Annotated in this window: 9 protein-coding genes; 8 read left to right on the forward strand and 1 reads right to left on the reverse strand. The window is 63.4% G+C overall.

Annotated features, from left to right (window positions below; genetic code table 11):
• Window positions 1-22 precede the first annotated feature (22 nt).
• The 6 genes from AB7290_RS38625 to AB7290_RS38650 all read left to right on the forward strand — a co-directional run bounded on the left by AB7290_RS38625 (window position 23) and on the right by AB7290_RS38650 (window position 5,618).
• Window positions 23-1,279 carry a M20/M25/M40 family metallo-hydrolase gene (locus AB7290_RS38625; protein WP_085401954.1) on the forward strand — a complete coding sequence of 419 codons (1,257 nt, stop codon included), beginning with the start codon at window positions 23-25 and terminating at the stop codon, window positions 1,277-1,279.
• A 183-nt stretch (window positions 1,280-1,462) separates the two neighbouring features.
• Complete coding sequence (locus tag AB7290_RS38630) at window positions 1,463-2,140, forward strand: GntR family transcriptional regulator (protein WP_085401953.1); 678 nt, start codon at window positions 1,463-1,465, stop codon at window positions 2,138-2,140.
• Window positions 2,141-2,283: 143 nt separating this feature from the next.
• Window positions 2,284-3,084, forward strand: coding sequence for a phytanoyl-CoA dioxygenase family protein (locus AB7290_RS38635; RefSeq protein WP_085401952.1), 801 nt, complete (start codon window positions 2,284-2,286; stop codon window positions 3,082-3,084).
• Window positions 3,085-3,226: 142 nt separating this feature from the next.
• Window positions 3,227-4,534, forward strand: a complete 1,308-nt coding sequence (locus AB7290_RS38640; protein ID WP_085401951.1) for an NAD(P)H-dependent oxidoreductase — start codon at window positions 3,227-3,229, stop codon at window positions 4,532-4,534.
• A 355-nt stretch (window positions 4,535-4,889) separates the two neighbouring features.
• Entirely contained in the window at window positions 4,890-5,165 is a 276-nt protein-coding gene (locus tag AB7290_RS38645; RefSeq protein WP_071909357.1) for a hypothetical protein, read from the forward strand.
• A gap of 75 nt (window positions 5,166-5,240) precedes the next feature.
• Window positions 5,241-5,618 carry a hypothetical protein gene (locus tag AB7290_RS38650; RefSeq protein ID WP_085401950.1) on the forward strand — a complete coding sequence of 126 codons (378 nt, stop codon included), beginning with the start codon at window positions 5,241-5,243 and terminating at the stop codon, window positions 5,616-5,618.
• 203 nt (window positions 5,619-5,821) lie between these two features.
• On the opposite strand, the gene AB7290_RS38655 is transcribed toward AB7290_RS38650, so the two are convergent.
• Window positions 5,822-6,907: an SDR family oxidoreductase gene (locus AB7290_RS38655; protein ID WP_441254327.1), complete on the reverse strand. Its 1,086-nt coding sequence runs from the start codon at window positions 6,905-6,907 to the stop codon at window positions 5,822-5,824.
• Window positions 6,908-7,199: 292 nt separating this feature from the next.
• Here AB7290_RS38655 and AB7290_RS38660 point away from each other — a divergent pair, with 292 nt between their 5' ends.
• The gene (locus AB7290_RS38660; RefSeq protein WP_063986726.1) at window positions 7,200-8,291 is read left to right on the forward strand and encodes a TRAP transporter substrate-binding protein; all 1,092 of its coding nucleotides are present in this window, start codon (window positions 7,200-7,202) and stop codon (window positions 8,289-8,291) included.
• Window positions 8,292-8,621: 330 nt separating this feature from the next.
• On the forward strand, window positions 8,622-9,713 hold the full coding sequence (locus tag AB7290_RS38665) for a TRAP transporter substrate-binding protein (protein WP_063985767.1): 1,092 nt from the start codon (window positions 8,622-8,624) through the stop codon (window positions 9,711-9,713).
• Window positions 9,714-9,846 lie beyond the last annotated feature (133 nt).

The following is a 9,846-nucleotide window of genomic DNA, read 5'->3' on the forward strand; positions in this document are numbered from 1 at the left end:
AAGACGCGAAAGGACGATTTCCATGACAGTCCGCTTCATTCCCCTGCTCGCCTTGTCCCTGCTCGGCCTCGCCGCCGGCAGCACCACCGCGCTTGCGGCCGCCGACGAAAAGCTGAAAGCCGCGGCCGAGCAGGAGAAGGCGCCGCTGATCGAGACCCTGCACGACATGGTGATGATCGAGAGCGGCAGCAGCGATGCCGACGGCCTGAAGAAGATGGCCGAATTCACCGAAGCGCGCCTGAAGGCGCTGGGCGCCACCATCGAGCGGCGCAAGACCACCGCGGGTACGGGCGCCGACATGGTGATCGCCACCTTCCAGGGCACCGGGTCGCGCAAGCTGATGCTGATCGCGCATATGGACACGGTCTATCAGCGCGGCATCCTCGCAAGCGAGCCGTACCGTATCGACGGCAACCGCATCTACGGCCCCGGCATCGCCGACGACAAGGGCGGCATTGCCGTGGTCCTGCATGCGCTCAAGATCCTGAAGGACGCCGGCTGGCAGGACTACGCCAGGCTCACCGTGTCCTTCAATCCGGATGAAGAGGTCGGCTCGATCGGGTCGGGCGAGATCATTGCCGAGCTCGCCGACCAGCACGACGTCGTGCTCTCCTGCGAACCGACGGTGGCCGCGCCGATCGCCAAGAATGACGGGCTGCTGCTGGGCGCGAGCGGCACTGCCACGGCGAAGATGGAGGTGAAGGGCCGCGCCTCGCATGCCGGCGCCGCGCCCGATCTGGGCCGCAACGCGCTGATCGAGCTCGCACATCAATTGCAGCAGACGAAGGACGTCGCCAAGTCGATCCCGGGCACGCAGCTCAACTGGACCACGGCGCAGGCGGGCACGGTGCGCAACCAGATTCCGGAAAAGGCCGAGGCCGGCGCCGACATCCGCCTGACCATCCCCGATGGCATCGCCAAATTGCAGGCGGCGCTCGACGCGAAGGTGAAGGACAAGTTCGTGCCCGACACCGAGACCACAGTGACGATCATTGCGGGCCGCCCGCCCTTCGTCGCCAGCGATCGCGGCCGCGCGCTCGCGCAGGAGGGGCAGGCGATCTATGCCGAGATCGACCGCAAGCTCGACATCGCCGAGATGACCGGCGGCGCCACCGACGCCGGCTATGCCAACCGCAGCGGCAAGGCGGTCGTGGTCGAGAGCTTTGGCCTCGCCGGCTTCGGCTATCACGCCCGGGACGAGTTCATCGACACCAACTCGATCGTGCCGCGGCTCTATCTGATGAGCCGGATACTGATCGAGCAGGGCAAGAAGAAGTAGGCGCCGGGGCCGGCCAAGCCATTTCGGCGAAAACAACCCCATGCACAGTAGACGGCCCTAGCGATATCAATGGCTTAGCGAGGCCAAAACGGCGGCTTGAGGTCCGCCTTGACGCCCTCCCCCTCCTGCGATACCTTCGAATACGGAATTCCGTATTCCCTTTTATGTCTCGGAGCTGCCGGCGTGATCCCTCTCGACCCGCTCCCGAACCTGATCGACCAGGTCTATGCGCGGATCCTGGAGGCGATCTCCGACCGCACGCTTCAGCCCGGCCAGCGCATCCGGCAGAACGAACTCGCCGACAAGCTCGGCGTGTCGCGCCAGCCGGTGTCGCATGCGCTGCATTTGTTGCACCGGCAGGGTCTCGTCGCCGAGAGCGGCCGTCGCGGCTTTGAAGTCACCCAGCTCGACCCCTCGCGCATCCGCCAGCTCTACGAGGTGCGCGGCGCCATCGATGCGCTGGCCGCCCGGCTCGCCGCTCAGCGCGCCGCAAGCGACGCGGCGGGACGCGCGCGGCTGGACGCGGCCCTCGCCGCCGGACGCCGCATCGACCGCAAGACTTCGCTCGCCGAGCTGATCGTGCTCGACGTCGATTTTCACCGCGCGATCTATCAGCTCGCGGGCAATCCCGTGATCGAGGAGACGATCGCGCCGCAATGGCCGCATATGCGCCGCTCGATGGCGACGGTGCTCTCCGAGCTCGATTATCGCGGCAGCGCGTGGGCCGAGCACGCGACGATTGCCGGACACATTCTCGCAGGCGATGCGAAAGCCGCCGAGCGCGCCGCGCTGGCGCATGCGCAGACGGCGGGACGGATGACCGAGGAGAGATTGAAGGCGACGGACGAGGCGGCGGCGTAGCCATTTGCGCGCCCGCCGTCATGCCCGGGCTTGTCCCGGGCATCCACGTTCTTCTCGCGAACGTGGAGCAAAGACGTGGATGGCCGGGTCAAGCCCGGCCATGACGAGAGAAAACAATGAAACAACCAAGGAGGAAGCGACCCATGAAACTGTCTCAGGAGCAATTGGAGTTCTTCCATCGCGAGGGCTGGCTGTTCCTCCCCGAATTGTTCAGCCAGGAGGAGGTCGACTTCCTCGCGCGCGAGGCTGTCGGCATCTATGACGCCGATCGGCCCGAGGTCTGGCGCGAGAAGAGCGGCGCGCCGCGCACGGCCTTTGCCGCGCATCTCTACAACGAGGCCTTCGGCATCCTGGGCGCGCATCCGCGCATGATCGACCCGGTCGAGCAATTGTTCGGCGAGCCGGTCTACATGCACCAGTTCAAGATCAACGCGAAATCGGCCTTCACCGGCGACGTCTGGCAATGGCACCAGGATTACGGCACCTGGAAGCGCGACGACGGCATGCCGGAGCCGCGCGCGATGAACATCGCGATCTTCCTCGACGAAGTCATGCCGATCAACGGCCCCCTGATGCTGGTGCCGCAGAGCCAGAATGCCGGCGATCTCCAGGCCTCGCATGACCTTGCGACGACCTCCTATCCGCTGTGGACGCTGGACGAAGAGACCGTGACGCGCCTCGTCAAGCAGGGCGGCATCGTCGCGCCCACAGGCAAGCCGGGCGGCATGCTGATGTTCCACGGCAATCTCGTGCATGGCTCGGCCGGCAACATCACGCCCTACCCGCGCAAGATCGTGTACCTGACGCTGAACGCGGTCTCGAACTACATCCGTACCCCGACGCGGCCTGAGTACATCGCGCATCGCGATTTTGCGCCGATCAAGACGGTGGACGACGATGCGCTGGTGCGGCTCGCACGTGCGCCGCGACAGGCGGCGGAGTAAGTTCTCACTGTCATTCCGGGGCGCGCCTTCTTGGGCGCGAGCCCGGAATCCATACTCCCGATCGTGGTTATGGATTCCGGGCTCGACGCTGCGCGTCGCCCCGGAATGACGAGCTTTGATTTTTGCGCTCAGGACATCCCCCATGAACCTCTTCCGCCTCCTCCAGGCCCGCGCGTCCGCCGGCAAGCCTGTCCGTGTCGCGCTGATCGGTGCCGGCAAGTTCGGCTCGATGTTTCTGGCGCAGGTGCCGCACACGCCGGGGTTGGAGGTGCCCATCATCGTCGATATCGATCGCGACCGTGCGCGCGAAGCCTGCCGCACCGTGGGCTGGGATGCGGAGCGCATCGCGGCCACTGTGTTTACCGACGACGGCGCACGCGCCATTGCGGGCGGCGCGATGGATGTTGTCGTTGAAGCGACCGGCAATCCGGCCGTCGGCATCAAGCACGCGCGCGCTGCGATCGCGGCGGGCAAGCATATCGTGATGGTCAATGTCGAGGCCGACGTGCTGGCGGGCCCGCTGCTCGCCGAGGAAGCACGGAAGGCGGGCGTGGTCTATTCGCTCGCTTATGGCGACCAGCCGGCGCTGACCGCCGAGATGGTCGACTGGGCGCGCGCCACCGGTTTTCGCGTGGTCGCAGCCGGCAAAGGGACAAAATATCTGCCGGCCTATCACGACGTGACACCTGACGGCGTCTGGCAGCACTATGGTCTCACCGCGGGCGAGGCACAGTCGGCCGGCATGAATCCGCAGATGTTCAACTCCTTCCTCGACGGCACCAAATCCGCGATCGAGATGGCCGCGATCGCCAATGCCTGTGCGCTCGACGTACCCGCGAACGGTTTGCTGTTTCCACCCTGCGGCGTCGACGATTTGCCACACGTCATGCGTCCCAGCGACAAGGGCGGCGTGCTGGAGCGGTCGGGCGTGGTGGAAGTCGTCTCCTCGCTCGAACGCGACGGCCGGCCGGTGTTTCGCGATCTGCGCTGGGGCGTCTATGTCGTGCTGGAGGCGCCGAACGATTATGCCGCCGATTGCTTCAGGCAATACGGCCTGAAGACCGACGGCAGCGGACGCTTCGCGGCGATGTACAAGCCGTACCATCTGATCGGGCTCGAGCTGAACATCTCGATCCTGTCGGCGGCGCTGCGGGGCGAGCCGACCGGCCAGCCCTATGGCTTCCGCGGCGACGTTGCCGCCGTGGCCAAGCGCAATCTGCGCGCCGGCGAGATGCTGGACGGCGAAGGCGGCTACACCGTGTGGGGCAAGCTGGTGCCGGCGGCCGCGAGCCTGCAGGCCGGCGCGCTGCCGATCGGGCTCGCGCATCGCCTCAAGCTGAAGCACGACGTCGCCCATGGCGAGATCGTGCGCTGGAGCGACGTCGAGTTCGACGCCAACAACGAGACGATCAAGACGCGAAAGGTAATGGAGACGGCATTCGCGAAATAGCGGCTAGAACTGCCCCGGTTGAGCGGGTGGACTGGGCCAATCCGATCGCAAATTGTTCGGATTATTCCTTGCGAACAAGTCCTGCCTTATAACGCCGCTCGGGCCGGCATCAATTGATGGTGGCATTCCGCGAATATCACGGGTTGGCGCGACTATGACGCCGGTCCGAACGACACAATTGGCGGGATAGCCAACGTGTCGGCAGTAAGTTGCAGCACTCGCGCCTGCATTGCTTCCAACTGAGAAGCCAATAATTAGCGACGCTGACAAGGCAATTGATCGCTTCATTCTTGCCTCCTGTAACTGATCCACGGGAGAGAATTATAGATGAAGTGTAGCTATGCCAAAGCGGTGAATGTTGAACCATGAGTTCGGCTTCTCGATCAAAAGCCGGCATCGGCCGCAGCCCGCGCCATGTCCAACCGTATGCGGACTCATGATCGCAGCAGGTTGCGTCCTATTCGACCACGATGGCCTTGGCTTCGGCCTCCTCGAAATTCTTGCGCTGGTCACAGCGATTGATAGCCCCGAGAAGCCAATGGCCGGGCCGAGCAGTGTCAGGATGGTCGCGAAGGATGACACCGGGATGCTCGTTCTGTTCGTGCTCGCCCAACGTGTCACGTCGATTTGATGTTTTGCGCGCAAAAAAAACGGGTACTGACACACGTGGCATCTTGCACCACGGTCCAACCGTAAGGAGCAATCCATGATAAATCTGAAAATTCTTGGTGCGGTCGTTGTTGTGGCATCTGCCCTGTCCAGCTCTGCTGTACAGGCGCAGTGGTACAACTCCAATCCGGACGCATGCCAAGCTGAATTCGCCAGCTGCACGGGTCTTGGAACGGGGACCACCCCCGACTATCGGGTTCGGCCATCAACTCGGCGAACGGCATATCGCCAGCCGGCAGCGGCGGACGCGACTGTCGGCAGCTGGGGCAATTCCTACGCCATGTCGCCCGGCATGTCGTACGGCGAGATGGGCTGGAACGGCAGCTGGAGTACGTATGCTGCCCGCAACGGCATCGTCTGCCGGCCCGGCACCTATTTCAAGGGTAGCGACGGCCTCCAGCATCTCTGCCAGTAGGTCATCTGCTCTGACGTTAAACAGCTCAGGCGGCCCCAAAGGGGCCGCCTGTTTTGTGCTGGCTTGTGGCTCTCGCCGAAATCAGCATCCAGATCGCGCGGTGGGTGCACTACTGGGTGTACGAACGACCCCGATCTCCGGATCGAGGTCGCGTACCGTCACCAGTGCTTCGAGCGGGCGGCGGGCCTTCGTGGTAACGATCTCTATGGAAGCAGCCGGCTATCTTTGGCTTGCTTGAACCACTTCCGGAACATGTCCTCGGTGTCCATCATCTCGGTGAAGCCGGCGCGGTTGATCTTCACGGTCGAGACGATCGAGGGCGGACCGGACTCGGTCTGGCCGTAGCGCATGCTGTAATCGGCGTATTGGAACGACAGGCCGACGAAGTCGGCGAGGTCCGGCGACACGAGGCCGTGCTTGCGTCGCAACGCGTCCCAAGAAGAGACCCAATTGGGAAACTCCTTGGCGAGCGATAGCGGGATCGGCTTGCCGGGCTTCATCTCCAGCGCGTCGGCCACCGCGGGCCAGATGTTTTCCCAGGTGAAGACATCGCCATTGGTGACGTTGAAGGCTTCGTTCTGTGCCGCGTTGGCCTCGCCCGACCAGGCGATCGCGCGCGCGAGGAGATCGACGTCGACGGCCTGCGCCACCCGCGCGGCGCCGCCGGGAAAGTCGAGCGGCCTGCCCTGCTCGCGCAGCATCGCGGCATAGACGCCGAGCGGCGGGATCAGATCCATGGCGCCCCCCATGGCGAGGCCGACGATGAGAACGGGGCGCAAGATGCTCCAGTGCCAGGCTTTCCCGACCTGGAGCTCGCGCAGGAAATTTTCCTGCGCCCAATAAAAATTGGGCTGCTCGTACATCTCGGAGCGGCCTTCGCGCGCCGGCACCGTCAGGGGGCGAACGTGAACCCCGTAAGCCTTGGTGCCCTGCAACAGAGCGACATGCTTGAGGTCCGGCGCGACCGGCTCGAGCGCGGCCATCAAATTGCGCAGCATCAGATCATTGGTCTTGATCTGCTGCGGATCGCGCCAACCATCGACGAGCTGTGGCGCCTCGTAGAGCGCGGCGTAGATCAGATGGGTGGCGCCCTGAAGCTCGGCCGCGGCACGGCGGCAATCGGCTTCGCTAGTAAGGTCGATCGGGACGTGGCGGGCGCCGTAGAGGTGACGCGGCTTGCGTCGCGACAGCGCCACAACTTCTGAAGGCTCGGATGTGCCGAAGTGTCGCAACGCGGCGTTGCCGACGAGACCGGTTGCCCCAGCGACCACGACCTTTTTGCCCGTCATGCGCGAGCCTCCCTTGTTGTTGCCTAATCGCGTAGCAGATCGCTGATGGTTCCGACTTGCGTCTGGCCCGCGTTCGCACTTGCGAGGAAGGCATCAGGCTTGATTATCGCAGGGCGTCCGGTCATCCTTGCTGACGGAACCGCAACGCTCGGCTTCCAGCAACAAGAGCCCATCAGGGCCATTCGGAAACGCTCAAACAAATCTTAACAAGAGAACGTCGATCCTCGACGAAGACAAGACGACAGCAAGATCGTTCCCTGGTCGATGCATCGACGCAATGGAAGGGATGCGCATGAAACGTCGTGATTTTCTGAAGGTGACAGGCGTCGGCCTGGCCGCGAGCACAGCAGTGGCTGCGCCCGCGATCGCGCAGTCGTCGCCCGAGGTCAGGTGGCGCTACGCCACGAGCTGGCCGAAAGCCCTCGATACGCTCTATGGCGGCTGCGAATATTTCTGCAAGCAGGTCGCCGACATTACCGACAACAAATTCCAGATCCAGCCTTTTGCGGCGGGCGAGATCGTCCCGGGCCTGCAGGTGCTCGACGCCGTGTCGAACGGCACGGTCGAGATCGGCAATACCGCGCTTTATTACTATTGGGGCAAGAACCCCGCATTCACGTTCGCAACCGCCCTTCCGTTCGGATTGAACACGCGCCAGCAGATTTCCTGGTTGCTGTGGGGCGGCGGACAGGATCTCGTCAACGACCTCCTGAAGGAGCACAACGTCTACGGCATCCCGACCGGATCGACCGGCGCGCAGATGGGCGGCTGGTTCAGGAAGGAGATCAAGACGGTCGACGACCTCAAGGGCCTGAAGATGCGTATCGGCGGCTTTGCCGGCACGATCCTCGCCAAGCTCGGCTGCGTGCCGCAGCAGCTCGCCGGCGGCGACATCTATCCGGCGCTGGAGAAGGGCACCATCGACGCGGCCGAATGGGTCGGTCCCTATGACGACGAGAAGCTCGGCTTCGCCAAGGTCGCGAAGTACTACTACTATCCCGGCTGGTGGGAAGGCACGAGCCAGGGCCACAACATCATGAACATCGAGAAGTGGAACGCGCTGCCCAAGCACTACCAGGCGGCGATCGACGCGGCGTCACGCGACACCTTCACCTGGATCACCGGCAAGTACGATGCGGTGAATGCTCCGGCGCTGAAGCGGCTGATCGTGAACGGTGCGATCCTCAGGGGCTTCCCGCAGGAGGTGCTCGAGGCCTGCTACAACACCGCCAACGAGATCTATGCGGACCTGTCCAAGACCAATCCGCATTTCGGCAAGATGCATGCGAGCATGACCGCGTTCAAAAATGACTCGTTACCTTGGACGCAGGTGGCCGAGCTGAGCTACGACAGCTTCATGGCGCGGATGCGGACCAAGACGTGAGGCGCTGAGCGGCTCACACGACTAAAGACGGAGAAGCCCCGGAGATGCTGCCATCTCCGGGGTTTTACGTGCTTTGGTTCTGGTTTCGGACCAAACCTGGTTGTCCCAATCGGCTTCGCAACTGCGAGCGTCCCGACGCCGCTTGATTATCGCGAAGCGACCAGTCATCCTGATGGCGGGAACCGCAACGTACGGGATCCACAAAGAGCCCTGAAGGGCCGTCGGACACGCTCACACCATCACCAAAGACAAGTTCGGTTCTCGGCGAAGCAAAAGACGACACGAAGATCGTTCCCTTAGTCGAGCAATCGGCACAACGGAGGGATACGCATGAAACGTCGTGAATTTCTGAAAGTGACAGGCGCTGGCCTGGCGGCAAGCACAGCGGTTGCTGCGCCGGCCATCGCGCAATCTTCGCCGGAAGTGAGATGGCGGCTCGCCGCGAGCTGGCCCAAGGCGCTCGATACGCTCTACGGCGGCTGCGAATATTTCTGCAAGCGCGTGGCCGAGGCCACCGACAACAAATTCCAGATCCAGCCGTTCGCGTCCGGCGAGATCGTGCCGGGCCTGCAGGTGCTCGATGCCGTCTCGAACGGCACGGTCGAGATGGGCAACACGGCGCTGTATTATTACTGGGGCAAGAACCCCGCCTTCACGTTCGGCACCTCGCTGCCGTTCGGACTGAACACGCGGGCGCATATCTCCTGGCTGCTGTTCGGCGGCGGCACGGAAATGCTCAACGACCTGCTGAAGGAATACAACACGGTCGGCATTCCCACCGGCTCGACCGGCGCCCAGATGGGCGGCTGGTTCCGGAAGGAGATCAAGTCGATGGAGGATTTCAGGGGACTGAAATTCCGCGTCGGCGGCTTCGCCGGCACGATCATCGCCAAGGTCGGCGGCGTGCCGCAGCAGATCGCGGGCGGCGACATCTATCCGGCGCTGGAGAAGGGCACGATCGACGCCGCCGAATGGGTCGGGCCCTATGACGACGAGAAGCTCGGCTTCGTGAAGGTCGCGAAATACTATTATTATCCGGGCTGGTGGGAAGGCACCGGCCAGGGCCACAACGTCATAAATCGCGACAAGTGGAACGCGCTGCCGAAGCACTATCAGGCCGTGGTCGAGATGGCGTCACGCGATACCTTCACCTGGGTCACCGGCAAATACGACTACGTCAACCCGTCTGCGTTGAAGCGCCTGCTGGTGGCCGGTGCGGTCCTGAAGCCGTTCCCGCAGGAAGTCCTGGAGGCCTGCTACAACGCCGCCAACGAGATCTACGCCGATCTCAGCAAGACCAATCCGCACTTCAACAAGATGTACACGAGCCTGTCGGCGTTCAGGAACGAGTCGCTCGCCTGGATGCAGGTGGCAGAGCTCAGCTACGACAGCTTCATGATGCGGATGCGGACACGGACGTGAGGCGTTAAGCTAAACGCAGCGCCACAAACGACGAAAGCCCCGGAGATGTCTCCGGGGCTTTTTGTTTCGGGATCAAGAGCGCGGTGAGGCGAGAGCCCGAACCACACCAAAGGTGTCATCGCCGGCTTGACCG

Source organism: Bradyrhizobium sp. 613_E4_N2_2, assembly GCF_052075995.1.
GTDB lineage: Bacteria > Pseudomonadota > Alphaproteobacteria > Rhizobiales > Xanthobacteraceae > Bradyrhizobium > Bradyrhizobium barranii.